Below are 25588 nucleotides of genomic sequence, written 5' to 3' on the forward strand. Positions count from 1 at the left end.
GAAAGAGTCAGCCCTTCCCCAGGAGCAGTCGGGCCTCGCCGACGGTGATGACGGAACCGGTGACGAGCACGCCGGCACCCGCGTACTCCCCCTCCTCCTCGGCAAGTGTGATCGCGGCCTCCAGGGCGTCCGGCAGCCGCGGCTCGACCTGGACGCGCTCCTCGCCGAAGACCTCGACCGCGATCGCGGCCAGCTCGTCGGCGTCCATCGCGCGGTGACTGGAGTTCTGTGTGATCACGACCTCGGCGAAGACCGGTTCGAACGCCTCCAGGAGACCCCGGACGTTCTTGTCGCCGCTCGCTCCGACGACCCCGATCAGCCGGCTGAAGTCGAAGGCCTCGCTCATGGCGTCGGCGGTGGCACGGGCGCCCGCCGGGTTGTGGGCGGCGTCCAGGACGACCGTCGGGGAGCGCCGTACGACCTCCAGACGGCCCGGGGAGGAGACCGAGGCGAAGGCCTTGCGGACGGTGTCGACGTCCAGCGGCTCGGGCCGCTGGGAGCCCACGCCGAAGAACGCCTCGACGGCGGCGAGCGCGACGGCGGCGTTGTGCGCCTGGTAGGCGCCGTGCAGCGGCAGGTACACCTCGTCGTACTCGCCGCCGAGGCCGCGCAGGGTGACGAGCTGGCCGCCGACCGCCACCTGCCGGGAGACCACTCCGAACTCCAGGCCCTCGCGGGCCACGGTCGCGTCCACCTCCACGGCCTTCTTCAGTAGCACCTGGGCCGCGTCGACCGGCTGCTGGGCCAGGATGACGGTGGCGCCCTGCTTGATGATGCCGGCCTTCTCCTGGGCGATCTCGCCGGGCGTCCCGCCGAGCCGGTCGGTGTGGTCCAGATCGATGGGGGTCACGACCGCGACGTCCCCGTCGATGACGTTCGTGGCGTCCCAGCTGCCGCCCATGCCGACCTCGACGACCGCGACGTCGACGGGCGCGTCCGCGAAGGCCGCGTACGCCATACCGGTGAGCACCTCGAAGAAGGAGAGCCGGTACTCCTGCTGCCCGTCGACCATCTCCACGTACGGCTTGATGTCGTCGTACGTCTCGATGAACCGCTCGACGGAGATGGGCGCTCCGTCGAGGCTGATGCGCTCGGTGACCGACTGGACGTGGGGGCTCGTGTAGCGGCCCGTGCGGAGCTCGAAGGCACCGAGCAGGGCCTCGATCATGCGGGCGGTGGAGGTCTTGCCGTTGGTCCCGGTGATGTGGATGGACGGATACGACCGCTGCGGCTCTCCCAGCACGTCCATCAGCGCCGAGATGCGGCTGACGGACGGCTCCAGCTTGGTCTCGCCCCAGCGGGTGGCCAGCTCGGCCTCGACCGCCCGCAGCGCCTTCTCGGCCTCGGGGTCGGCGGGCCGCGTGGGCACGTCTGCCTGCGGCGGGCCGCCCTGCGTGCGCAGGGTGCGGCTGCCGGCCTCGATCACCACGAGATCGGGGTCGCGGTCGGTCTCGGCCGCGACGATGTCTTCGAAGGGATCGCTCTCATTGGGGTCACGCGGGGGCAGGTCACTCACGAGGCCAGTCTACGGAGGGCAGGTGACAGGCGTCGGTGAAGGCCCCCGGAACAGCTCCGGGGGCCTTCACCGACGTACGAACCCTCAGGCCTGCGGCAGACGCTCCAGCTGGGCCTGGATCCGCGCGATGTCCTCGTCCGCCTTGGCGAGCCGCGTGCGGATCTTCTCCACCACCTGGTCCGGAGCCTTTGCCAGGAACGCCTCGTTGCCGAGCTTCGCCGTGGCCTGGGCCTTCTCCTTCTCGGCTGCGGCGAGGTCCTTGGCGAGGCGCTTGCGCTCCGCCGCCACGTCGATGGTGCCGGACAGGTCCAGCGTGACCGTGGCGCCCGCGACCGGCAGGGTCGCCGTGGCGGTGAAGCCCTCGCCCTCCGGCTGCAGACGCAGCAGCTGGCGGATGGCCGCCTCGTGCGGGGCGAGAGCCGTGCCGTCCAGCGTCAGCCGGGCCGGGACGCGCTGACCGGGCTGGAGGCCCTGGTCGGCGCGGAAACGCCGGACCTCGGTGATGACCGACTGGAGGGTCTCGATCTCCTTCTCGGCGGCGGAGTCCCGGAAGCCACTGTCCTGCGGCCAGTCCGCGACGACGACGGACTCACCGCCCGTGAGGGTGGTCCACAGCGTCTCCGTGACGAACGGGACGATCGGGTGGAGCATCCGCAGGGTCACGTCCAGGACCTCGCCCAGGACGCGCTTGCTGACCTCGGCCGCCTCGCCGCCTGCCTGGAACGTCGTCTTGGACAGCTCGACGTACCAGTCGAAGACCTCGTCCCACGCGAAGTGGAAGAGGGCGTCGGACAGCTTGGCGAACTGGAAGTCCTCGTACAGGGCGTCGACTTCGGCGACGACCGAGTTCAGCCGGGACAGGATCCAGCGGTCCGTCGCCGACATCTTCGAGGCGTCCGGCAAGGGGCCTTCGACCGTCGCGCCGTTCATCAGCGCGAAGCGGGTGGCGTTCCAGATCTTGTTCGCGAAGTTGCGGGAGCCCTGGACCCAGTCCTCGCCGATCGGGACGTCGACGCCCGGGTTCGCGCCGCGGGCCAGAGTGAACCTGAGCGCGTCCGAGCCGTACTTGTCCATCCAGTCCAGCGGGTTGACCGCGTTGCCGAAGGACTTCGACATCTTCTTGCCGAACTGGTCGCGGACCATGCCGTGCAGGGCGATGGTGTGGAACGGCGGGGTGCCGTCCATCGCGTACAGGCCGAACATCATCATCCGGGCGACCCAGAAGAAGAGGATGTCGTAGCCCGTGACCAGGACGGAGTTCGGGTAGAACTTCTCCAGGCTCTCGGTCTGCTCGGGCCAGCCCAGTGTGGAGAACGGCCACAGGCCGGAGGAGAACCAGGTGTCGAGGACGTCCGTGTCCTGACGCCAGCCCTCGCCGCCCGGAGGCTCCTCGTCCGGGCCGACGCAGACGACCTCGCCGTTCGGGCCGTACCAGACGGGAATCCGGTGGCCCCACCACAACTGGCGGGAGATGCACCAGTCGTGGAGGTTGTCGACCCAGTCGAAGTACCGCTTCTCCATCTCCTGCGGGTGGATCTTGACCTTGCCCTCGCGGACCGCGTCACCGGCGGCCTGCGCGAGCGGGCCGACCTTGACCCACCACTGCATGGAGAGCCTGGGCTCGACGGTGGTCTTGCAGCGCGAGCAGTGGCCGACCGAGTGCATGTACGGGCGCTTCTCGGCGACGATCCGGCCCTCGGCGCGCAGCGCGGCGACGATGGCGGAGCGGGCCTCGAAGCGGTCCAGGCCCTGGAAGGGGCCGTGCACGGTGATGACGGCGTGCTCGTCCATCACGGTGATGGCCGGCAGGTCGTGGCGCTGGCCGATCTCGAAGTCGTTCGGGTCGTGGGCCGGCGTCACCTTGACGGCACCGGTGCCGAACTCGGGGTCGACGTGCTCGTCCGCGACGACCGGGATGGACCGGTCGGTGAGCGGAAGCTTGATGAGCTTGCCGACCAGGTGCTTGTAGCGCTCGTCGTCGGGGTGAACGGCGACGGCGGTGTCGCCGAGCATGGTCTCCGCACGGGTCGTGGCGACGACGATGGTGTCGTCCCCCTCGCCGTATTTCATGGAGACGAGCTCGCCGTCGTCGTCCTGGTACTCGACCTCGATGTCGGAGATCGCGGTGAGACAGCGCGGACACCAGTTGATGATGCGCTCGGCGCGGTAGATGAGCTCGTCGTCGTAGAGCCGCTTGAAGATGGTCTGGACGGCCTGGGACAGGCCCTCGTCCATCGTGAACCGCTCGCGCGACCAGGCGACACCGTCACCCAGCCGTCGCATCTGCCCGGAGATCTGCCCGCCGGACTCGGCCTTCCACTGCCAGACGCGCTCGACGAAGGCCTCACGGCCGAGGTCGTGGCGGGATTTGCCCTCCTTGCCGAGCTCCCGCTCGACGACGTTCTGGGTCGCGATGCCCGCGTGGTCCATGCCGGGCTGCCACAGCGTCTCGTAGCCCTGCATGCGCTTGCGGCGGGTGAGGGCGTCGATGATCGTGTGCTCGAAGGCATGCCCGAGGTGCAGGCTGCCGGTGACGTTCGGCGGCGGGATGACGATGGTGTACGGCGGCTTGTCGCTCTTCTCGTCGGCCTCGAAGTAACCCCGCTCTACCCAGCGCTCGTACAGCGGCCCCTCTACGTCGGCCGGCGCGTACTGGGTCGGCAGTTCGGTGTAGGGCGCTGATGGCTGCTGCTGAGCGTTCTCGGTCACGGAGTCAGTTTAGGGGTGTCACCGGCCCGTCCCGAAACACGATTCTTTGGTAACGGTGAGCGCCACGCCGCCCCGGTGTCCCCCCGCTTGCGCCAGGATGTCGGAAACGCACAAGAGTCTCTGGAGGGGAACCCAGAACATGAGCTACAACGAGCCGGGCCCGTACGGCGGGCAGCCCCAGCAGCCCGGACCGTACGGTCAGCCGGGCCCCTACGGCCAGCCGCCGCAGGCACCCCAGCCCGGTTACGGATACCCCCAGCAGGCTCCGTCGGCTCCCGGCTACGGCTATCCGCAGCAGGCTCCCCAGGGCGTCCCGCCCCAGCACAACCCGTACGGGCAGCAGCCCGCTCCGCCGTACGGCCGGCCCCCCTACGGCCAGCAGCCCTACGGCGTCCCGCAGCCGCCCGCTCCCGGCGGCGGCAAGAAGAGGACGGGGCTGATCATCGGCGCCGTGGCGGTCGTGGCGGCGATCGCGGTGGGCGCGTACTTCGTCATCGGCGGGGGCGGAGGCGGCGGCTCGGTCGCGGACGACGGCCCGCACAAGCTGACGGCGCCGGACGCCGTCATCGGCGGCCAGTACAAGAAGTCCGGCAACTCCCAGACCGGCAAGATGACCGACTCCGACATCAAGGACGCGGAGTCGTGGGGCATCAAGAACCCCAAGGACGTCAGTGCGGTCTACGCCTCAGGCAGCGGCGCCACCGCCAAGACCGTGACGTTCAGCGGCCTGTACGGCACCATCGACGACCCGGAGAAGGTCGTCGACTCGATGCTCGCCAAGTCGAAGCAGAGCGCCGAGAAGGACTCCTCCGAGGGCAAGCTCGTCGGCAGCCCGCAGGCGTTCACGCCCGACGGCTTCGAGAACGGCGTCATGAAGTGCCAGGAGACCGAGACCAAGGACACCACCAGCGGCAAGACGGTCCGGATGCCGTTCTGCGTCTGGGGTGACCACAGCACCGTCGCCTACGTCTTCGCGTACGACGTGGCCGGTCTGGCCGCGGGCAAGAGCAGCTCCATGGAGGACGCGGCCGACCTCGCCGCCAAGCTCCGCAAGGACGTGCGCGTCACGGCGTGACGCTGCACGCGCCGAGGGCGAAGGGGCCCCGGTCGGTTGACCGGGGCCCCTTCCACATCTGCGGGGCGGTGACTACGCCGTCTTCTGCTCCTCGGGCCCGCGGCCGCGGGCGTCCCGCGGAATCAGCGTCGGGTTCACGTTCGACAGGACCACGTCCGCCGTGATGACGACGCGGGCGACGTCCTTGCGGGACGGGACCTCGTACATCACCGCCTGGAGGACCTCCTCCATGATGGCGCGCAGACCGCGCGCGCCCGTCTGGCGGAGGATCGCCTGGTCCGCGATGGCCTCGAGGGCCTCGCGTTCGAAGTCGAGTTCCACCCCGTCGAGTTCGAAGAGGCGCTGGTACTGCTTCACCAGCGCGTTGCGCGGTTCGACGAGGATCTGCAGCAGGGCCTTGCGGTCGAGGTTGTGGACCGAGGTGATGACCGGGAGGCGGCCGATGAACTCCGGGATCATGCCGAACTTCACCAGGTCCTCGGGCATCACGTCCTCGAACTGGTCCTTCGACTCCAGCTCGCGCTTGGAACGGATCGTCGCACCGAAGCCGATGCCCTTCGCCCCTGCGCGGGCTTCAATGATCTTCTCCAGGCCGGCGAACGCGCCGCCCACGATGAACAGCACGTTCGTCGTGTCGATCTGGATGAACTCCTGGTGGGGGTGCTTGCGGCCGCCCTGAGGAGGCACGGAGGCCGTTGTGCCCTCCAGGATCTTCAGCAGCGCCTGCTGCACACCCTCGCCCGAGACGTCCCGGGTGATCGAAGGGTTTTCGCTCTTTCGGGCCACCTTGTCGATCTCGTCGATGTAGATGATGCCCGTCTCGGCCTTCTTGACGTCGTAGTCGGCCGCCTGGATGAGCTTCAGGAGGATGTTCTCGACGTCCTCGCCGACGTAACCCGCCTCCGTCAGCGCCGTCGCGTCGGCGATGGCGAAGGGGACGTTCAGCATGCGGGCCAGGGTCTGGGCGAGGAGCGTCTTGCCGGAGCCCGTCGGGCCCAGCAGCAGGATGTTCGACTTCGCCAACTCGATGGCGTCGTCGCGGCCTTGGGCGCCGCCGTTCTCACCGGCCTGCACCCGCTTGTAGTGGTTGTACACCGCGACGGACAGGGCCTTCTTGGCCGCCTCCTGGCCGACCACGTAGCCCTCGAGGAACTCGTAGATCTCGCGGGGCTTGGGGAGTTCCTCCCACCGCACCTCGCTCGTCTCCGCGAGCTCCTCCTCGATGATCTCGTTGCAGAGATCGATGCACTCGTCGCAGATGTACACACCGGGGCCTGCGATGAGCTTCTTGACCTGCTTCTGGCTCTTGCCGCAGAACGAGCACTTGAGCAGATCGCCGCCGTCACCGATGCGTGCCACGGTGTGCTTCCCCTTCGCCTGGGAGACGCCTTACGTCCAGCGGCTCCTGGTGCTGCCTTATGTCCGACGGTACCTTGCCGGGCCCCCCGTTCGGGCCCCCCTTGGCACGGTTCGCTTTGACGTGCATCGTGTCAAACCGTGCCAAGGAGCGGCAGACGATACAGATCCGATGCCGAATCGAGTGGATTCGCGTCAGCGGACTTCTGCGTTGTTCATCTTCCGGGTCGAGATGATCTGGTCGATCAGGCCGTACGCCAGCGCGTCCTCGGCCGTGAGGATCTTGTCGCGCTCGATGTCCTCGCGGATCTTCTCGATCGGCGTGTTCGAGTGCTTGGCCAGCATCTCCTCCAGCTGCGAACGCATCCGGAGGATCTCGTTGGCGGCGATCTCCAGGTCGGAGACCTGACCGCGGCCCGTCTCGCTGTACGGCTGGTGGATCAGCACACGGGCGTTCGGGAGCGCCATGCGCTTGCCCGGGGTGCCCGCGGCCAGCAGGACCGCGGCGGCGGAGGCGGCCTGACCCATGCAGACGGTCTGGATGTCCGGCTTCACGAACTGCATCGTGTCGTAGATGGCCGTGAGCGCCGTGAAGGAGCCGCCGGGGCTGTTGATGTAGACCGAGATGTCGCGGTCGGGGTCCATCGACTCCAGGCACAGCAGCTGCGCCATGACGTCGTTGGCGGAGGCGTCGTCGATCTGGACGCCGAGGAAGATCACGCGCTCCTCGAAGAGCTTCGCGTACGGGTCGTACTCGCGGATGCCCTGCGAGGTGCGCTCCACGAAGCGCGGGATGACATAGCGGGACTCGGCAACAGGGGCGGTGTACTCGGCACGCACACGGTCGTAGAGGCCGCTGCCGGGGAAGTCGTTCACGGTGTCTCCTGAAAGGGGCTGAGGCGGTGGCTTGGGGGCTGGAGGGGCGCTGGGGGCCCTTTGGCGGGCCCGGTGGAAGCCCATACGGCCAGACCGGGCGTACGAGCCCGGTGGGAGCCCCTGGGGGTCTACCTGCCGTACGGGGCCCGGTGAGCCCTTACGAGCCCGCCCCGGTGCCTCCGCCGCCCGGCATGCCGGCAGCGGTGGGCATGATGTCGTCGATCAGGCCGTACTCCTTCGCCTCCTGGGCGTCGAACCAGCGGTCGCGGTCCGAGTCACGGGTGATCTGCTCGACCGACTGGCCGGTGTGGAAGGAAGTGAGCTCGGCCATGCGCTTCTTGGTGTGCAGCAGCCGCTCGGCGTGGATCTTGATGTCCGACGCCGAGCCGGCGAGGCCGGCCGAGGGCTGGTGGATCAGGATCTCCGCGTTGGGCAGGGCGAAGCGCTTGCCCGGGGTGCCCGCGCTGAGCAGGAACTGCCCCATGGAGGCCGCCATGCCCATGGCGATGGTCACCACGTCGTTCTTGATGTACTGCATGGTGTCGTAGATCGCCATGCCGGCCGTGATCGAGCCGCCGGGGCTGTTGATGTACAGGTAAATGTCCTTGTCCGGGTCGGCGGCAAGGAGCAGCAGCTGCGCGGTGATCCGGTTGGCGATGTCGTCGTCGACCGGCTGGCCGAGGAAGATGATCCGCTCGTTGAGCAGCCGGCTGTAGACCTGGTCACCGAGGCCGCCACCGATGGAAGGCTCGCCGGCGGCGGAGGGCATCAGATTCGTCACGTATCCACCTGCTCGTCTTACGACGGCGCGGGGCCGTCTCACGTGTTCTGCTGGGGCGTGGGACCTCGTGCGCCCCCTGCCGGGGCGGCTTCGGGGACTCCCCTGCCCTCGTATTCATGGACCCTAACGCGCAGGCAGGCGGGTGCCATCCCGCTTCCGCGGGTGTTCGCTGTGAGCGCAGGTGGCCCAACGGTGTTCAGGTTCCCGGGCCGGGGCGCCCTCACGAGGCTCCGCCGGACCCGGGTGAGATCACCGTAGCTCCGACGGCCGCCGGTCGCCTCCGGTCGTCCGGGGCCGGTCGGGCCGTTCCCGGCGCCCCTTGACGGGCGCGCACCAGTCGGCCATTCGCGCCCCCTACGGACGCGCCTCCGGCCGGGAGGGCACCTTCCGGCTCCACTGCTCACGGCGGTGCCGAGCGTCACCCGACGCCCACACACGGCGACGGGCTCCGGCACGCGGCACGCGCGCCTCGGAGCCCGTCGCATCGTCGACGTTCCGCTGGGGAGGTTACGCCTCCGGCTTCTCCTCCGCGGCGGCCTCGGCGGAGCCCTCCGCGGCCTCCGACTCGTCCTCGTCGTCCAGGTCGACGACCTCGCCATTGGTGTCCTTGACCGTGGCGGCCTCGACCACCACCGCCAGGGCCTTGCCGCGGGCGACCTCGCCGACCAGCATCGGGACCTGGCCGCCCTCGACGACCGCCTGGGCGAACTGGTCGGGGGACATGCCGGAGGAGGCCGCACGCCGCATGAGGTGCTCGGTGAGCTCCTCCTGGTTGACGTTCAGCTTCTCCTTGTTGACGAGCTCGTCGAGGACGAACTGCGTCTTGATGCCCTTGATCGCGGCCTCGCGCGTCTCGGTCTCGAACTCCTCGGCGGTCTTGTCCTGGATCTCCAGGTACTTGTCGAGGGTCAGACCCATCTGGGCGAGCTGGTGGTGCTCGAGGTTGTGCTTACGGGTGTTGATCTCGTCCTCGAGCAGCTTCTCGGGGACCGGGACCTCGACCAGCTCGAGCAGTTTGTCCAGGACGCGCTCCTGGGCCTGCGTGGCCTGGTCGTACTGCTTCATGTTCTCGAGGCGCTTGCGGCTGTCCGCCTTGAGCTCCTCCAGCGTGTCGAACTCGGAGGCGAGCTGAGCGAACTCGTCGTCCAGCTCGGGCAGTTCACGGGAGGCGACCTGGGTGACCTTGACCGTCACCTCGGCCTCCTTGCCCGCAGCGGAGCCGCCCTTGAGCTCGGAGGTGAACGTGGCCTCCTCGTCGGCCGACAGGCCCTTCACGGCGTCGTCGATGCCGTCGAGCAGCTCGCCGGAGCCGATGGTGTAGGAGACGCCCTGGGCGACGCCGTCCTCGAGGACCTCGCCCTCGACCTTGGCCTCGAGGTCGATCGTGACGACGTCACCGTCCTCGGCGGCGCGCTCGACCGGGGTCGTCGACGCGAAACGGTCACGCAGCTGCTCGACCGACTTCTCGATGTCCTCGTCCGTCACCTCGACGGCGTCGACCTCGACCTCGATGCCGGAGTAGTCCGGGATCTCGATGGCGGGGCGGACGTCGACCTCGGCGGTGAAGGACAGCACCTCGTTGTCCTTCAGCTCCTTGATGTCGACCTCCGGCTGGCCCAGCGGGTTCAGCTCGGCCTCGTTGACCGCCTCGGTGTAGAACTTCGGAAGCGCGTCGTTGACGGCCTCCTCGAGCACGGCGCCACGGCCGAACCGCTGGTCGATGACACGGGCCGGGATCTTGCCCTTGCGGAAGCCCTTCACCGTGACCTGCTGGTTGATCTTCTTGTACGCCGCGTCGAGGCTGTCCTTGAGCTCCTCGAAGGGCACCTCAACAGTGAGCCGAACCCGGGTCGGGTTCAGGGTCTCCACGGCGCTCTTCACGGTTCGGTCTCCTTGTGGCTGACTTCTTGGGGTTCTGCCGAGCTGCTCCGCCCGGGTGGGGCGGCCTTCGGCGGATTCGCGGGCCCCTGCCTGAGAGACGTGGCAGTGCAGACACACGGGCGCGCAGCTTGCATAGTAACCGCAGGCACTCGGCGCCCCAAAAGGCGATCACGCGAGTCGGAGCCGAACGGTGCCGGCTGATGGTCGGGGTGGCGGGATTTGAACCCACGGCCTTCCGCTCCCAAAGCGGACGCGCTACCAAGCTGCGCCACACCCCGTGCTGGTGCGACACGTAGGGTACATGCCCGCGCCTGCTGCGTCGGCCGCTTTGTTCATGGGCGTGCGCATGGAGGAACGCGTTGGCCTACGAGGCGCGCGACCCGCTACGATGCCTTCTGTGCCGCGGTCACTGACCTGCGGCGCATCCGTGCGGGCGTAGCTCAATGGTAGAGCCCTAGTCTTCCAAACTAGCTACGCGGGTTCGATTCCCGTCGCCCGCTCTGTACGGCTCAGGGCCAAGCGGAGGATCATTCCTCCGCTTGGCCCTGAGTATTTCCTGGGGTGCGAACAGTCCGCCGTGCCCCCTGCGTGCCCGTTCGACTTTCGACCTTGTCTCTTCTTGGCCTTCTGCGCCCTCTTCCGACCCTTGTCGACAAGGGCGCTCACGGCGCCGGCGATCAGCCGATCACGCTCGGCACTCGCCTGCCGACAGACCAGCGCGACGCGGACGGTGTGCCGAAGATCATGAAAGTGCAGGCCCTTGATTCCGGTGTCCGCGCACGCCTTGCGCCACAGCCGGTTGAAGTGGTTCCGGCGCGGGATCGCTCCCTTGACGCCGACGAAGACCCGTCCATCGGGTCCGCTCTCGGCGTACCGCGCCAGATGATCGCGGATGTCGGAGATGATCGCCGCCGGGATGGTTACGGTGCGCTTGCCCCCCACCCTCCGGCCCCTTGATCTCGCGCCGGTCGTTGAACAACTCGGCGACCGAAGAGGCTGCCCACCTGCGACTGTCGGTCACGTGATCCCACAGAAGAGCGCTGGCCGAAGGCCATGTACAGGTCAGAGAAGGAGCTTCCGAAGCTCCAGGTTCCTCTGGACGATCATTGGGACATCGCCGTCGTCGCGGCCGGCAACGGGGGCTCATGATCTTGCGGGCCCGCGGTCACGAGCAGCGAGCCGGACCGAGTACTGCTGTGTACCGAGGGTTTCGTCCGGCATGCAAAGCGTGGCCGCCCAAAGGCGCGACACATCGGCGCCCACGCCGACGCGGCGGGCCGCGGCCACCTCGCGGCACAAGCGCATGCGGCACTCGTCGTCGATGTACTGGCCGTGGACGTACTGGCCGTGGACGACTTTGACCGCCCGGACGGCGGCCGGAGGCCGACCGCGCAGACCCCGGGAACTCGATCAGGTCGCGGCCGATCCCGGTCAGAAGCTGATCGAGTTGATGGTGTCCGCTATCGAGTTGAGGAACCGGTTGATGGACGGAGCCATACCGGTCGAGGCGAGGAAGAAGCCGAAGAGGATCGCGACGATCGCCGGGCCGGCCTTGATCGAACCTCCTCGGATCAACACCACCAGGATGATCGCCAACAGCAGCACCACTGACAGCGAAATGGCCACAACTGATCACACCCTCGGTCGGTCCGCTCTCCCGGCCCGGTGGCGCGCCATCTCCTGCGCACCCCCGCTGGAACCATCGTGCCACCAACAGGCCCACCGTATGCGGCCGGTGAGGCATCGTCGGCCACCTCGGCCGCGCGGACCGCACGGACGGCGACGGCGAACACGGCGCTCCCGCAAGACATTTCAGCGGCGCCCGACAGCAATTCGACATTGATCGTTTCCATGTCCACACATCACGTTCGCAGGTAATTCGAATATCCTCGACGGCCCCATTGAGCCGGACATTCCGCCAGAGTCGCCCGCGAGCGTTATGCCCTCTTTAGTCGGGATGAATCTGGACACAACGCCCTTACGTGGTAAGTAAATCGGCACGTTCGTCGATGTGCGCAAGAACACGCCCGACCAAGGCCGACTTTCGTGAATCGGGGGTAGCCGCAGGCGAAAGCAGGATTCACAGCAAGGGTTTTACGAAATCCCACAGACGACGCTAGGGTGCCTCAGATGTTCAACGCCGCCTCGTCCTCCGCAAGAGCAACAGGCCCGTCCCCGGCACAACCGTCACGTGCGCCACTCCCCCAGGCGCGGTCGTCGGCGGACGGCGTACCGAGCCCACGCGGCCCGCAGGCCGCCGAGCCACCCGCCAAGCAGCGGGACGCCTTCTTCGACAACGCCAAGTACCTTGCGATCGTGCTGGTGGCCATGGGCCACTCCTGGGATCCGCTTGCGGGCGACAGCCGTACCCTGCGGGCGGCGTACATGTTCGTCTACGCCTTTCACATGCCGGCGTTCATCCTCATCTCCGGCTACTTCTCGCGTAATTTCGACATGCGTCCCGACCGGCTGAAGCGGCTGCTGACGGGTGTGGTGGTGCCGTACGTCGTGTTCGAGACGGCGTACGTCCTCCTCAGGCGCACGATCGGCGGCGACCCGAACATGCCGATCAGTCTGCTCGACCCCTGGTACATGACGTGGTTCCTGACCGCGCTGTTCGTCTGGCGGCTGACGACCCCGATCTGGAAACTGGTGCGCTGGCCCGTCCCGCTGGCGATCCTGATCGCCATGCTGGCGTCGGTGTCGCCCGAGATCGGTGACGACCTGGACTTTCAGCGGGTGCTGCAGTTCCTGCCGTGCTTCGTCATCGGCCTGTCGATGAAGCCGGAGCACTTCCGGCTGGTGCGGCGCCGCTCGGTGCGCATCCTGTCGGTGCCGGTGTTCGCCGGCGCGCTCGCCGTGGCGTGGTGGGCCGTGCCGCGGATGAACCCGGTCTGGTTCTACCACCGCGACAGCGCACAGGAGTTGGGGGCGCCGTGGTGGTGCGGGCCGGTGATGCTCCTCGCCCTGCTGGGCTGCTCACTGCTGCTCACGGCCTGCTTCTTCTCCTGGGTGCCGCGCCGGACCATGTGGTTCACCGCCCTGGGTGCGGGCACGCTGTACGGCTATCTGCTGCACGGGCTGTTCGTGAAGACCGCGAACTACCAGGGCTGGTACGACGCGGGGTGGATACACGGGCCGCTCGGCGAGGTGTTCGTGACCTTGCTCGCGGGTGCGGTGGTGACGGCGCTGTGCACGGCGCCGGTGCGGCGCGTCTTCCGGTGCGTGATGGAGCCGGAGATGAAGTGGGCCTTCAAGGGGGATGCGGCGCAGCTCGCGCGCGAACGCTCCGCGGGGAGAACCGCGTAGGCCCCTCGCCCGCCGTCTACGAGGCGCCCTTGAGGTGGCGCATCAACCGCTCGAAGTCCTGCCACCCCGACAGATCCCCCGGATCCCCCGGCAACGGGTAGTAGAGCGCCGGCCGGGTCCTCGGTCCCAGAGGGATCGGGGACTCGGCGAGGGGCGTGCGACGGGCCCGGTCGCCGGGCATCGCCCGGACCTCCTCCGCGCCCAGGACGAAGGCGAACGGGACGCCCGGGCCCTCGAAGTGCGGCGGCACGGACAGGTCGCGGCGGGCCTTGCGGATCTGGACGAGCATCGACTGGAGGTCGTGCCGGGTGGCGAGCACCTCGGCTGCGGTGCGCACCGCGTCCGTCGGCACCTCCTCCCCGGGCCCGTAGCCGAACGCCAGAGTGACGTCCTCTTCGACCCCGGCCTTCGTCCGGCTGATACGGACCGTGGCAAGTCCCGGGCGCTCCGGGGTGCCGACCACGACCAGCCAGGTCGGCGCCGGCGAACGCTCGTACGCCACGTCCGTCAACTGCCGCAGCGACCAGGGGAGGTTGGCGGGCTCCTCGGTGCCCCAGCCGGCCGGCGGCTCGCCGGTGATCTCACGCCACACGGACTCCAGCGCGCCGCCGAGCACGAGGCGGTCGTCGGCCGCGTGGATCGCCCTGAAGGAGATCGCGAGCTGGCGCTCGCCCTTGGCCGCGTTCTCTGCGATGTCCTTCTTGAAGGAGTCGGCCATCGGCGTACGCGGGTCCTGCGGGGTCGCATCCGGGGACTCGACCGTCACGAACAGGCCGTTGTTCCACTCCAGTACGGCCCCGGACAGTCCGTCGTAGTAGCCGTCCTTCTCGTCCTGCACGACCCAGCGGGAGGGCCAGCCGGGGAGGCTGTTGCGGACGGCGGGAGACAGGCGGGTGCCCGCGGGGGTCACGATCTGCAGGCCCAGTTCGGCGTTCGCTGCCGCGCGCAGGGCGTCCGAGAGCCACGCCGTCATCGCGACGACCGGGCGGTCCTGGATGATGACGGCGACCTTGTCGGTGAGGACGTCCACGGCGGGCTGCGCGGCCGCGGGCGTCGGCGCCGCGCTCACCCCGTCGGTCTTCACCACGGCCAGGGAGGTCGCTGCCTGCGGCGGCCAGGCGGTGCCGCCGACCAGCGTGGCCAGCCGGGCCGCGAAAGTGCCGGCGAGCTGCTCGGCCTCCTTCACTCCGGTCGTGGCGCGGGCCTCGGTCCACCAGTACGGCACCTCGGGCTCACGCGCGCCGAGCAGCCGCTCGGCCTCGCCCCTGACCTGGACAAGGAGCGGCGCCTCGACCGAGACCAGCGGGCGCCCCTGTTCGTCGCACAGCTGCACGACCGCGCCGTCACCCTCCGTGCCCACCAGGGTGTCCGGTCCGCCGGAGAGCAGACCCGCGATCACGCTGAGCGGGTCGGGCATCTTCTGGGTGAGGGCGATGACGTCCTTGGTCATGAGGTCGGCACGTCCTTCATGGTGGTCGATTCGGATGTCGTGCGGCTCTGGTCCCCTGGACGCCCTGCGGGGACCGTCCGGTTCACCGGTCCCCCGCGTACACGGTCTGGATCAGCCGGTTCGGCTCGCCCCGGCGCACCAGCACCCCGCGTCCCGACGGCTGCTGGGTGGCGTACACGCCGGGGAAGAGCTGGCCCTCGCTGCGGTCGCCCGCCATCACCAGCGCCGAGGCGCCGGACTCACGCAGTCCCTGCAGCAGCGGCTCGTACAGGCCCCGGGAGGCGCCCGCGACACGGCGGGTGAGGACGAAGTGGAGGCCGATGTCGACCGCCGAGGGGATGTAGGGGAGGAAGGGGGCGAGCGGCTGCTGCCCGGCGGTGGTCAGGACGTCGTAGTCGTCGACGAGGATCACGATCCGCGGGCCCGAGCCCCAGCTGCCCGGCTCCAGGTCCTCGCTGTCCGCACTCTCGTCGGGCAGCCGCTTCTCCAGCTCGGAGGCGATGCCCGCCGAAAGGGCCCCGGCCAGCTTGGAGTTGTAGGCGTAGCCGCCGCGGTACTCCTCCGGGATCGCCCCGCGCAGGCCGCGCCGCGGGTCCATGATGCCGAAGACCAGCTCGTTGTCGCCGTACCGCTCGATGAGGCCGTTCGCGATGACCTTCAGCAGGTTGGTCTTGCCGCACTCGCTGTCACCCATGATCAGCAGGTGCTGGTCGTGTTCGAACAGGTCGAGCATGACGGGCGCCAGCCGTGTCTGGTCGAGGCCGATCGGCACCCGACGCGGTTCGGCCACCGGGCCCGGGAGCAGCTGGGGCTCCAGAAGATGCGGCAGTACACGAACGGGCTGGGCGACCTCGCCCGTCCAGGTGGCGCGGATCGTACGGGCCGTGCGCTCCAGGACCGCGCCGAGGTCCGCGGTGTCGGCGAGGCTGTCCGTGCGTGGCAGTGCGACCTGCGCGAAGAGCTTGCCGTCGGTGAGGACGCGGCCCTTCTCCTCCGGTGCGAGGGTCTCGGCGAGCTTGCGGTCGACGCTGGACTCGCTGGCGTCGTTCAGGCGCAGCTCGACCCGGGTGCCGAACTGCGACTGGGTGGCGATGCGTACGTCGTTCCAGCGCAGCATGCCCGCGACGACGTGGATGCCGTAGCCGCCGCCGCGCTTGAGGATGTCGACGACCGCGTCGTCGAGTTCCTCGAAGTCGTCCCGCAGGGCGCCGAAGCCGTCGATGAGCAGCACGATCTCGGTGGAGGCCAGCTCCGGCAGGCGGCCCGCCGCGCGCAGGTCGCGCAGTTGCTCCAGCGAGTCGATGTTGTGGACGCGGAACAGCTCCTCGCGCTGGTCGAGCATGCCGCGCACGGAGTCGATCGTGCGTGCGGCGCGCTCGCGGTCGGCGCGGCCCGCGACCCCGCCCACGTGCGGGAGCCCGGCGAGTGCCTGCAGGCCGCCGCCGACCAGGTCGAGGCCGTAGATGCCCACTTCCTGCGGGGTGTGGGTCAGCGCCAGGGAAAGGGCGAGGGTGCGCATGAGCGTCGTCTTGCCGGACTGCGGACCGCCGATGACCGCCGCATGGCCGCCCGCGACCGTCAGGTCCAGGTACCACCGGCCCTGCCACTGCTTCGTCGGGTCGTCGAGAACGCCCATCGGCACCTGGAGCGGCCCTCGCCGCTCGGCGAGCTGCATGCCGCGTGCGCCGACCTCCACGGGCCCGGCGACCTTGTCGAGGGCGATGGCGTCGGGCAGCGGGGGCAGCCAGATCTGGCGTACGGGTCTGGTCTCGGCCTTCTCGATCTGCTGGACCAGGACACCCATCTCGGTCGGGCCGGTCTCCCGGCGCCGCACCTTCGGTTCCTCCAGACCCGAATTCTCCTCCTGGCCCAGGGTGTTGTACGCCTCGTACTCCAGCGCGAGCGGCCCGGTGTCCTCCTCCTCGCGCTGGACGGGACCGCGGTAGGCGCCGGAGACGTAGCTCGCCTTGAAGCGCTCGTAGTAGCTGGTGTCAACCTTCAGGTAGCCGAAACCGGGCAGTGGCGGGAGGTGGAAGGCGTCCGTGGTGTCCAGCACCGTACGGGACTCGTCGGCGGAGAAGGTGCGCAGGCCGAGCCGGTAGGACAGGTAGGTGTCCAGGCCCTTGAGCTTGCCGCCCTCGATGCGTTGGCTGGACAGCAGCAGGTGGACGCCGATGGAGCGGCCGATGCGTCCGATGGAGAGGAACAGGTCGATGAAGTCCGGCTTGGCGGTGAGAAGTTCGCCGAACTCGTCGATCACGACGAACAGGTGCGGCAGCGGCTCCAGGTCGGGCCGCTTCTCGGCGCGCAGGGCGGCGTAGTGGCCGATGTCGGCGACGTTGCCAGCGTCCTTGAGGACCTGCTGGCGGCGCTTGACCTCGCCGGCCAGCGACGCGTGAACGCGTTCGACCAGGCCCGCCTGGTTCTCCAGGTTGGTGATCACGCCGGCGACGTGCGGGAGGTCCGCGAAGGGAGCGAAGGTGGCGCCGCCCTTGTAGTCGACGAGGACCAGGGCCAGGTCCTCCGGTGGGTGCGTGGCGACCAGGGCGAGCACGAGGGTGCGCAGCAGCTCGGACTTACCGGAACCGGTGGCGCCGACGCACAGGCCGTGCGGGCCCATGCCCAGCTCGGAGGACTCCTTCAGGTCGAGCAGCACCGGCTCGCGGCTGTCGCTGACGCCGATCGGGACGCGCAGGAAGGCGCGCTCGCCGCGCGGCGCCCACAGCCGGTCCAGGTCCAGGTGGGCCACGTCGTCGATGCCGAGCAGCTCGGCGAAGTCGACGGGGCCGGTGAGCGGCGCGTCGACCATCGACTCGGCGGACAGCCGCAGCGGGGCGAGCATCCGGGCCAGGCCCTCGGCGAACGGGATGCCGACCTCGTCGACCGTGCCGTGCGCGCTGATCGGCTCGGCCTCGCGCAGGTCCTCGATGAGGATCCGGGCGCCGTCCACCGTGATCCGGACCCCGACCTGGCCGGGCTCCTGGATCCGCTGGTCGAGCAGGTGCAGCACGGTGACTCCCATGTCGCGCAGGCCGACCGCGTCGTCGGGGCGCGGCAGCTCGACGGCGTCCTCGCCGTGCCCGTCGGTGACGACGAGCAGCCGGGAGGTCATGGCGAGGGCGTCCTTGCCGGACAGGCCGCGGCGCACCTCGGCCGCGAAGGAGGCGCGGCGGCGCAGCTCGGGGCCGATCCGGCGGGCCAGCTGGGGCAGCGAGGGGGCGATGCGGCGGGCGGCGACCGGGCCGTCGAACTGCTCGCTGTCGAGGAGGTGTGGCAGCCACTTGGCCCACTCCCACTCCGTCAGCCGGTCGCCGGGCACGGCGAGCGCCATGGCGACGTCGTCGGGGGCGTGCGTGGCGGCGGCCTGGACCATCAGGGCGCGGGCCACCCGCAGGGTGTCCTCGCGGGGGCCGATGACGCTGATGTTGCCGACCCGGTCCAGCGGGACGGTGAGCGGGAGTTCGGTGCCGGTGCCGAAGCGGGCCGTCAGCGCGGAGGCCTCGTTCAGCATGAACTGGTCGGGTGGGGTGAGCACGGAGGAGCTCTGCTGGCCCACCTTCAGATCCCGGACGGGCATCTCACCGGTGCCGACGCGCACCCTCAGGAAGTCACCGTCCATCCGGCGCCGCTCCCACAGCCGGGCGGGATCGCGGACTATGTCGTACAGCGCGTCCGGCGGCGGATTCAGCACCTGCGCGGTCTCGCGCCGCTTCCGCTCCTCCTTGGACAGCTCCTCGCGCAGGTCCTCCAAGTACGAGAGATACGCCTCACGTTGGGTCCGGCGAGTCCGCTGGGCCTTGCCGCGCTGGGAGAAGACCAGCGCCATGGAACCGACGATGGTGACCACCAGGATGATCGCGCCGAGGCCCGCGAACTGGCTGTTGCGCACGACGGTCATCATCACGACGGACGACATCACGCCGGCCACGGGCAGCAGTGAGGTCGCGATCGAACCGGCCTTGCCCTCGGGCAGGTTGGGCGGCGCCTCGATGGTGCGTGGTTCGGGGGCCGCCGGGGGCCGGGTGGTACGGGCCGGGCGGTGGATCAGTCGGGTACTCATGTGCCGTGTTCCTCCCCCGGCTTCAGCGGCGCTTCTGGGAGAGCTGGAAGACCTCCGCGGCCAGGCGCGTGGCGGCCTGCCGGGTGGCGTGCGCGAGGAGTTCGGTGCGGATCGTGCCGCCGGCCGCCAGGTGCCGGTCGTAGGGCAGTACGTGGACCCGGGCACCGGTCGCCTTCAGCGTCTCGGCGGCCTTGTCGGCGTCGAGTCCGGTGTGCGGGACCATCTCGGTCAGCGCGACGACGGTCCCCTCGATGACCTGTCGGGGCAGCCCTCGCATCCACTCCAGCACGGCGTACGTGCTGGCGATGCCCTCCAGGGTGGCGGGCGCCGTCAGCACGCGGGCCTGGGAGGCGGACAGCGCGACGCGTGCGACCTCGGCGGGCAGGGTCTCGCAGTCCACGACGGTGACGCCGAAGTAGCGACGCAGGGAGACCATGACCTTCTCGTACGCCCTGGTGTCCAGCATCGCGCCGATCTGCCCCTGGCTGCCGGGCAACAACCAGGCGTTGTCGGGGAGTTGGACGAGGTAGCCGGTGACGTCGAGCAGCGACATCTGCGGCTCGACGATGTCCGCGACGTCGCCGGTGGTCCAGCGCAGCGTCTCGGCGCCGAGCCGCAGCGGCAGCGAGCCGAGCGCCGGATCGGCCTCGACGATGAGGGTCGGGTCGTGCCGGTAGTGCGCGTACGTGGTCCCCAGGAGCGCGGCGACCGTCGTCTTCCCCGCTCCGCCACGGATGGAGGTGACGGCGATCTGGCGGCCTGTGGTCACGGCCTGCTGGAGCACCTCCGCGGTGGCGGTGGCCCCGGCGACCTCGCGGGCGGCGGAGGAGGAGACGGTACGGCGCACGGCACGCAGGGCGCGGGCGGAGAGGGGCTCGCCGTGCCGGGGCTTGAGACCGGTGCCGGCGAGCTGCTTGTCCACGACCGGGCGGGAGTCGGGGGTGCGGGGCTGCGGGCGGGGGCCGGCGGGCCGCCGGGCCGGGACCGGCTGGGGCTGCGCCGGGGCACCCTGCTGACCGGCGTGCGCCTGGTGGGGCGAGGGCTGCTGGGGGTGGCCGTACGCCTGGCCCTGCGTGGGTACGCCCTGCGGGTTCGGCTGTGGCTGTGCGGCACCGGCGGCGGGGGTGCCCTGCGGCTGTGGCTGGGGGCCCGGCTGCCCGGAGGCGCCCCTCAGGTCGCGCAGCACGTCGCTCTGCCAGTTGTCCCCGTTCGGCATGTCGCCCTTCTCTCCTGTCCGCCCCGCCCGGAGCGGCCGCACCGTGTGTCAGAACTTGTTGAGCAGTTGCCCGTAGATGCCGAAGACGCCGACAGCGAGCGGGAACAGCCCGATCACACCGATCGACTCGATCAGATCGGCGATGCGCCGCAGCCGTACCTGCACGTGCTCCGGCGGCTGCACGGCGAGGACGAGCAGCGGCAGCACCGCGGCCGCGCACAGCACGGCGAGCGGCCCGGCGCCTGCGGCGTGGTCCATCCACAGCACCACCAGGCGTACGACGAGCAGCGCGGCGGCGCCGAACAACGCGACCACCTCGGCGACCAGCGGGAATGCCCGGGCCCGGGACAGCAGCACCACGGCGACCAGCGACGCGAGGGTCACGGTCCAGGCGGTCGGCTCGGGCGCGGTGGTCAGCAGCCAGCCCCCGGCGACGGCCGAGGCGGCGGTGGCGATGGTCGCGAGGGCGAGCCCGCGGTGCGTGGCCGCCAGCGCGTTGCCGACCTCGTGCCGGCTGACCGAGACGCCTCCCGACCTGCGGTCGTCGAGCCCGGTCAGGCCGGAGGCCATGAGCGCGAAGCGGGGCAGCAGTCCGAGCAGCACGACGGAGAACACGGCCATCACGGCGCCGAGCCGGGCGGGCTGGTCCTGCACCGCGGCGACGGCCTCCCAGACCAGAGCGATGACGGCCGTCGCACCCGCTCCGATGAGCCCGCCGCGGCCGAGCGGCGAGAAGTAGGCGAGCAGCACGAGGGTGAGCACCAGCGCGGCCACGACACCGGCGAGCCGGGCCGTCCCGGGCCAGTCGTAGGCGTCGGCGGCGGTCCAGGCCGTGAGCAGCCCGAGCCCGCCGGCGGCGAGCAGCAGGGCGGTGGCGAGGCCCTGCTTGCCGTCCCCGGCCTTGGCGACGACGGCTCCGCCGACGAGGAGGACGAGGGTGGCGGCCACGAGTCCCGCGGTGAGGGAGTGCAGGTCGAACTCACGCCGGGCGAGGACTGCCGCGGTCACCGCGAAGACGATGGTGGCCACTCCGGCGCTGACCCGGCGGGCGGCCGGGCGCCAGCGCCAGGCGCGCAGATCGAGGTCGTCGGCGACCTGGTCGGTGACGTCGTGCACGACCGGCGCGGGCGGCGCGGCGTGCGCGCGCACGAGCTGCAGCACGGCGCCGTCGGCGACCTCGGCCGAGGACAGCGTGGCGTCGTGCGGCAGCACCGAACCGTCGGAGGTGATGAGTTGCCGCGTCATGGGGCGCGCGGCGGCCCGGTCGTCGAGCAACTGCAGGATGTCAGGGAGCAGTTGGCCGATCGGGGTGTCCGACGGCAGGACGATGTCGGCTCGCCGTCGCTCACCGACCAGGGTGACCCGGCTCAGCTGGGCCCGGGAAGTCGTTGCTGTGCTCACCACTTACGGGAACCTATCATCGCGATGTTGTCCGAAACGGGGCGTCCGTACGGGGGTTCCGTAGAGACACACGGCCTTGCTGGCATGGTCATGCCCACCCCGCAGGCCCTGTTCACTTCTTCTCCGCACTTTGCTTCGCGCCGCCGGCGGTCGGCGTCGGGCTGCCACTCCCCCCGGACGGGTTGTACATCTGCTCCTGCTGCTGTTGCTGCTTCTGCTGCTCGGCCTTCTGCTTGGCCAGGGTGGCCTGGAGGAAGGACCAGCCGACGCAACCGGCGCACAGCACGGCGGCGATCGCGATGCCCGCGAACACCTTTCCGAGCCGCTCGTCCACCGTGCGCCGACCGCGCTGGGCGCCGAACAGCAGCGCGTCGCGCATCCGCCGACGGCGTACCGCCACCGACTCCAGCAACTGGCTGTCGTAGTCCCGTGCCATCAGCAGTCCCGTGCCGTTCCGTGCCGTCCTGTGTCGTACGCGATCGCTGTCGAGCCGTCAGTCATCGGCGCCGAGGCCGAGGTTCTCCCGCATCACGGCGTACTTGCGGGTGAGCCGCTCGGCGGTGGGGGCGTCGAGAGCGGCGAGCCGGTGCGGGTCGGCGTTGTGCGCGAGGTCGGCCGCCTTGACGAGCCGGGCGCCCGGGGTGGCGAGGATGCGCCGCGCGTACGCCTCCGGCTCTTCTCCCGGCCGCTTGGTCACGGCCCGTACGACATCCTTGGCCCTCTGCGGCAACCGGGCCGCGTCCAGCCACTCCTCGCTGAGGACACCGTCCTCCACCGAGTCGTGCAGCCAGGCGGCGGCGACGAGTTCATCGGCACCGCCACGGGCCCGTACGCCCTCGGCGACGGCCCGCAGATGCTCCGTGTACGGCCGCCCGGCCTTGTCCTTCTGCGCGGCGTGCGCGGCGCACGCGACGGCCTCGACCTCGGCGAGTGTCATGAACGGCGCCGACCTCGATGTCTCTGATGCCCGCCGTTCCTGCGGCGTGAGCGGCATGACAGGCTCCCCCTAACTTTGCCCCTGCAACATAAGGCATGGAAGAGCAGGGAGTACACCCCGGATACGGTCGGGCACGCGTGGGGCGGCGACGGGTCAGTACTGACCGGGTGCCGGGGCCGCCTGAAGCTTCTTGACCTTGGCACTGGCGATCACGTTCCAGAGGAGGGTGAGCGGGGTGAACAGCACCAGGGAAAGCGGGCTCCACCAGCCCTGCCAGAGCGTCTCGCCGGTCAACTGCTTGTAGACCTGCATCCCGCAGCGGTGGCACATGGGCCCTTCGAGCTTCCGGAACGTCATGAGGACGAGGAGCCCACGGTGCGCGCGGAAGGTGACGTCGACGGCGGGGGCGGTACCGCAGAACCGGCAGGAGAACCGCGGCCCCTGCCCGTACGGGGCACCCCCCTGGTACGCCTGGGCCCCCTGCGGATACCCCACTCCCGGCGCGACGTACCCATTGGGCTGCGGGTAACCGCCCTGCTGTGCATAGGGGTTGGGCTGATTGTGCGGCGCAGGGTGGTTGGCCTGGGGGTACTGGCCGTAGGGGTTGCCCTGGGGGGTGGTCATGGGGGAGGGGCTCCTGGGGGACGTGTATGAACGAGCGATTATCTGTATCGCGAGGAAAGGGGTGACGCCAACTCAGTTCTGTTGCAGGCCGCGGCGGCGTTCGGGGCGTCGGTCAGGGAGCCTGGCAAGGGGCGGCCCTTACCGCCCAGCTCCGGGTCGGCCAGCAACTCGGCGAGGGCCTGGGATGGTCGAATGCCCCGTTCCTTGGCGTTACGTAGCCGCCGACCCCAGAAGCCGTCCTCATTGACCCCCGGGGTCCGGTGGCCTGCCGCGGTTCATACGCAGCGGCATCGTCCTTGTCGTCGGCCCACAGGTGCCCGAGGACCGCTCCACCCTGCTTGTCGACCACCGTGAAGTACTGCACCGGCTTTTCGGTCCAGTCCCGGTAGCGCGGCGAACCGCCCGGCATTTCCACGAACCTCAGGTCGTCGTCGAAGCGCGGGTTAACCGGCGGCTCGTCAGTCACTCTGCGCCAGGGCTTTGACCACACCGGCGTTCGGAGCATCGGTGAGGGAACCCGGCAGGGCCTGACCCTTGACGCCCACCTCCGGGTCGCCGTACAGCTCGGCGAGGGCCTCAGATGGCCGGATGCCCCGCCCCTTGGCCTCCTCCAAGATTGCGTGCCAGGTGCCGCCCTCGATGTACGCCCGGGGCCCGGCGGCCTGCCGCGGTTCCCACGCGGCGGCGTCATCGTCGTCAGCGGCCCACACATACCCGAGGACCACGCCGTCCTGCTTGTCGACCACCGTGAAGTACCGCACGGGCTTGTCGGTCCGTGTCCGGTAACGCGGCGGACCCGGCGACACCTGGTTGAACCACATGTCGTCGTCGAAGCGCGGGTTGATCGGTCGTTCACTGCTCATGAAGTCCACATTCCTTTACCTCTGCCTGATCCGCAACGAGGCTACGGCCTCGGCAGAACCTCCCCGTAGACGTGCCACTTGCCCACCTGGTCCATGAAGACGCGCGTCACCTTGTACTGAGTACCGCGGGCGAGGAGCAGTTCCCGCTCACCGGGGAACTCGGAGAGGTGGTCCAGCCAGAGAGCGGGTGTGCCCTTCGGCACCCGCAGATGCATCCACACCGGCTTCCCGTCGAAGGGCGGCGGCGGCGTCTTGCCGAGTGCCGTGGAGGTGTACGCCTTGTCGTCGTAAACGCCGCCCCGCATGTCCAGCGGCGTCTCCAGATGAAGGTGGTCGACTCCGGTACCGCGGACGACCATGATGTCCTCGGGCAGTGGGCGGGCGCCCATGACCTTGTCCATCTCGTCGATCGTGTGCAACGTCTCCGGCGACGTGTCGGTGCCGAAGCGAAGGTGGCCGTTGATGTCGTCGTACGCGTTACCGGTGTAGGTGACCAGCGACTCCCTCGACTCGGGTCCGAGGTTGTCCAGGAAGTCGTTCCAGTACGCGTTGCCGTAATCGAACCCCGCCTGGTTGCTGACGCTGGGCGCGGGGTTCGTGCCGTGCGCCAGTTCGGCTGTGGCCGCCGCGTGCTTCTCGGCATCGGTTGCCAGTCCGGAGAATTCTCTCTCCGACATGGACGGCTTGTACTCAAACGGCTCCGCGGCCCCGCCGTGCCCCAGCGCGTCCGTCCCCGGGCGGCCCGGAGCGACCGCAGTGTCGGTGCCGTGGTGTGCTGCAGCGTCCACGGCGTCGTGCCCGACGCCCGTGTGGTCACCGGCGTGCGCTGGGTCGTGAGCCCCCCCGTCATGGCCGGCGTCATGGTGGTCGTGCCCGGCGCCGTGGGACGAGTCGTCTGTGTGGTCACCCGGGGCGTCGTGCCCGGGGCCGTGTGGCGTCTCCGGCGGGTGGCCGGTGCCGTGGGGAAGGTCGTGGCCCGTATGGGGCGTCCCCGCAGGGACGTCGTGGCCCGTATGGGGCGTCCCCGCAGGGACGTCGTGGCCTGTGTGCGGCGTCCCCGTGGGGGCGTCGTGCGGTGTCGTGGTCGGGGCATGGTCGTACGACGTCGGCGTCGCCGTGTGCTCGTACGACGCCGGTGTCCCGTCGAAGGAGCCGCCCGGCGTGTGGCCGGTGGTGCCGGTCGGCGCGGTGTCGTAATGGCCGCCCGGTGTGACGTCGTAGTGGCCGCCCGTCGCCACAACATCACTCGTATGGGTCACCTCGCCCGTGACGCCGTCCCCCGCGCGCACCCCGGAGAGCGCCGGCTCCTGGATCGTCCAGTGGGCCGGGAGCCCCGGTGCCACCTCATGAGGCACCGGCGTCGTGTCGATGGTGCCGTCGTGTCCGATGAGGTTGCCGTTCGTGTCCAGGAGGCGGCCGTCCGGCAGGTGGACGGAACCGTCCGGGAGCTTGGGGATCTCGACGTTGCCGACGCCCTTCAGCGCCGCCGTGACGTCCCCGATCTTCGACAACCCCGCACCCGCGGCCTTGCTGA

The 25588-nt window shown here is 69.9% G+C and carries 19 protein-coding genes and 2 tRNA genes; 3 read left to right on the top strand and 18 right to left on the bottom strand.

Annotated elements, in window-relative coordinates:
• Positions 1 to 7: 7 nt before the first annotated feature.
• A complete protein-coding gene (gene folC, locus ACZ3TS_RS12175; protein ID WP_467616487.1) occupies positions 8 to 1516 on the bottom strand; it encodes a bifunctional tetrahydrofolate synthase/dihydrofolate synthase in 1509 nt (502 codons plus the stop codon).
• A gap of 84 nt (positions 1517 to 1600) precedes the next feature.
• Positions 1601 to 4225, bottom strand: a complete 2625-nt coding sequence (locus ACZ3TS_RS12180; protein ID WP_467616489.1) for a valine--tRNA ligase — start codon at positions 4223 to 4225, stop codon at positions 1601 to 1603.
• A gap of 139 nt (positions 4226 to 4364) precedes the next feature.
• Between ACZ3TS_RS12180 and ACZ3TS_RS12185 the strand changes: the two genes are divergently transcribed.
• On the top strand, positions 4365 to 5300 hold the full coding sequence (locus ACZ3TS_RS12185; protein WP_467616492.1) for a hypothetical protein: 936 nt from the start codon (positions 4365 to 4367) through the stop codon (positions 5298 to 5300).
• A 72-nt stretch (positions 5301 to 5372) separates the two neighbouring features.
• Here the strand turns inward: ACZ3TS_RS12185 and clpX are convergent, their stop codons facing one another.
• From clpX to ACZ3TS_RS12210, 5 genes are all read right to left on the bottom strand, one after another.
• Positions 5373 to 6659, bottom strand: a complete 1287-nt coding sequence (clpX, locus tag ACZ3TS_RS12190; protein ID WP_467616494.1) for an ATP-dependent Clp protease ATP-binding subunit ClpX — start codon at positions 6657 to 6659, stop codon at positions 5373 to 5375.
• Between the two features lie 192 nt (positions 6660 to 6851).
• Positions 6852 to 7532: an ATP-dependent Clp protease proteolytic subunit gene (locus ACZ3TS_RS12195; protein WP_467616497.1), complete on the bottom strand. Its 681-nt coding sequence runs from the start codon at positions 7530 to 7532 to the stop codon at positions 6852 to 6854.
• A 157-nt stretch (positions 7533 to 7689) separates the two neighbouring features.
• A complete protein-coding gene (locus ACZ3TS_RS12200; RefSeq protein ID WP_467616540.1) occupies positions 7690 to 8301 on the bottom strand; it encodes an ATP-dependent Clp protease proteolytic subunit in 612 nt (203 codons plus the stop codon).
• Between the two features lie 519 nt (positions 8302 to 8820).
• Positions 8821 to 10194: a trigger factor gene (tig, locus tag ACZ3TS_RS12205; RefSeq protein ID WP_467616499.1), complete on the bottom strand. Its 1374-nt coding sequence runs from the start codon at positions 10192 to 10194 to the stop codon at positions 8821 to 8823.
• Between the two features lie 201 nt (positions 10195 to 10395).
• Positions 10396 to 10472 (bottom strand) — tRNA-Pro (locus ACZ3TS_RS12210).
• A 151-nt stretch (positions 10473 to 10623) separates the two neighbouring features.
• Between ACZ3TS_RS12210 and ACZ3TS_RS12215 the strand changes: the two genes are divergently transcribed.
• Positions 10624 to 10694, top strand: a tRNA-Gly gene (locus tag ACZ3TS_RS12215).
• Here ACZ3TS_RS12215 and ACZ3TS_RS12220 read toward each other — a convergent pair.
• Positions 10666 to 11136: a hypothetical protein gene (locus ACZ3TS_RS12220; protein ID WP_467616502.1), complete on the bottom strand. Its 471-nt coding sequence runs from the start codon at positions 11134 to 11136 to the stop codon at positions 10666 to 10668. The two genes, ACZ3TS_RS12215 and ACZ3TS_RS12220, sit on opposite strands and share 29 nt — an antisense overlap.
• Positions 11137 to 11625: 489 nt before the next feature.
• Complete coding sequence (locus tag ACZ3TS_RS12225) at positions 11626 to 11820, bottom strand: hypothetical protein (protein ID WP_031130848.1); 195 nt, start codon at positions 11818 to 11820, stop codon at positions 11626 to 11628.
• A 504-nt stretch (positions 11821 to 12324) separates the two neighbouring features.
• On the opposite strand from ACZ3TS_RS12225, the gene ACZ3TS_RS12230 reads away from it, so the two are divergent.
• Entirely contained in the window at positions 12325 to 13503 is a 1179-nt protein-coding gene (locus ACZ3TS_RS12230; RefSeq protein WP_467616504.1) for an acyltransferase family protein, read from the top strand.
• Positions 13504 to 13519: 16 nt separating this feature from the next.
• On the opposite strand, the gene ACZ3TS_RS12235 is transcribed toward ACZ3TS_RS12230, so the two are convergent.
• The 9 genes from ACZ3TS_RS12235 to ACZ3TS_RS12275 form a co-directional block, all read right to left on the bottom strand.
• Complete coding sequence (locus ACZ3TS_RS12235) at positions 13520 to 14953, bottom strand: DUF6177 family protein (RefSeq protein ID WP_467616507.1); 1434 nt, start codon at positions 14951 to 14953, stop codon at positions 13520 to 13522.
• 82 nt (positions 14954 to 15035) lie between these two features.
• Positions 15036 to 19013: a type VII secretion protein EccCa gene (gene eccCa / locus ACZ3TS_RS12240; RefSeq protein WP_467616510.1), complete on the bottom strand. Its 3978-nt coding sequence runs from the start codon at positions 19011 to 19013 to the stop codon at positions 15036 to 15038.
• A gap of 22 nt (positions 19014 to 19035) precedes the next feature.
• Positions 19036 to 20229 (bottom strand): MinD/ParA family ATP-binding protein, encoded by a 1194-nt coding sequence (locus tag ACZ3TS_RS12245; protein WP_467616513.1) that lies wholly within the window; start codon positions 20227 to 20229, stop codon positions 19036 to 19038.
• A gap of 48 nt (positions 20230 to 20277) precedes the next feature.
• Positions 20278 to 21633 (bottom strand): type VII secretion integral membrane protein EccD, encoded by a 1356-nt coding sequence (gene eccD / locus ACZ3TS_RS12250; RefSeq protein WP_467616516.1) that lies wholly within the window; start codon positions 21631 to 21633, stop codon positions 20278 to 20280.
• 109 nt (positions 21634 to 21742) lie between these two features.
• On the bottom strand, positions 21743 to 22066 hold the full coding sequence (locus ACZ3TS_RS12255) for a hypothetical protein (protein ID WP_467616518.1): 324 nt from the start codon (positions 22064 to 22066) through the stop codon (positions 21743 to 21745).
• Positions 22067 to 22123: 57 nt separating this feature from the next.
• Positions 22124 to 22567: an HD domain-containing protein gene (locus ACZ3TS_RS12260; RefSeq protein WP_467616520.1), complete on the bottom strand. Its 444-nt coding sequence runs from the start codon at positions 22565 to 22567 to the stop codon at positions 22124 to 22126.
• Positions 22568 to 22720: 153 nt separating this feature from the next.
• Complete coding sequence (locus tag ACZ3TS_RS12265) at positions 22721 to 23191, bottom strand: hypothetical protein (protein ID WP_467616522.1); 471 nt, start codon at positions 23189 to 23191, stop codon at positions 22721 to 22723.
• 458 nt (positions 23192 to 23649) lie between these two features.
• Positions 23650 to 24054: a hypothetical protein gene (locus ACZ3TS_RS12270; protein ID WP_467616525.1), complete on the bottom strand. Its 405-nt coding sequence runs from the start codon at positions 24052 to 24054 to the stop codon at positions 23650 to 23652.
• A 41-nt stretch (positions 24055 to 24095) separates the two neighbouring features.
• Positions 24096 to 25588 (bottom strand): ADP-ribosyltransferase (locus ACZ3TS_RS12275; RefSeq protein WP_467616527.1); only part of this gene is annotated, 1493 nt, incomplete at its 5' end.

Source organism: Streptomyces sp. NPDC022910 (assembly GCF_055561075.1).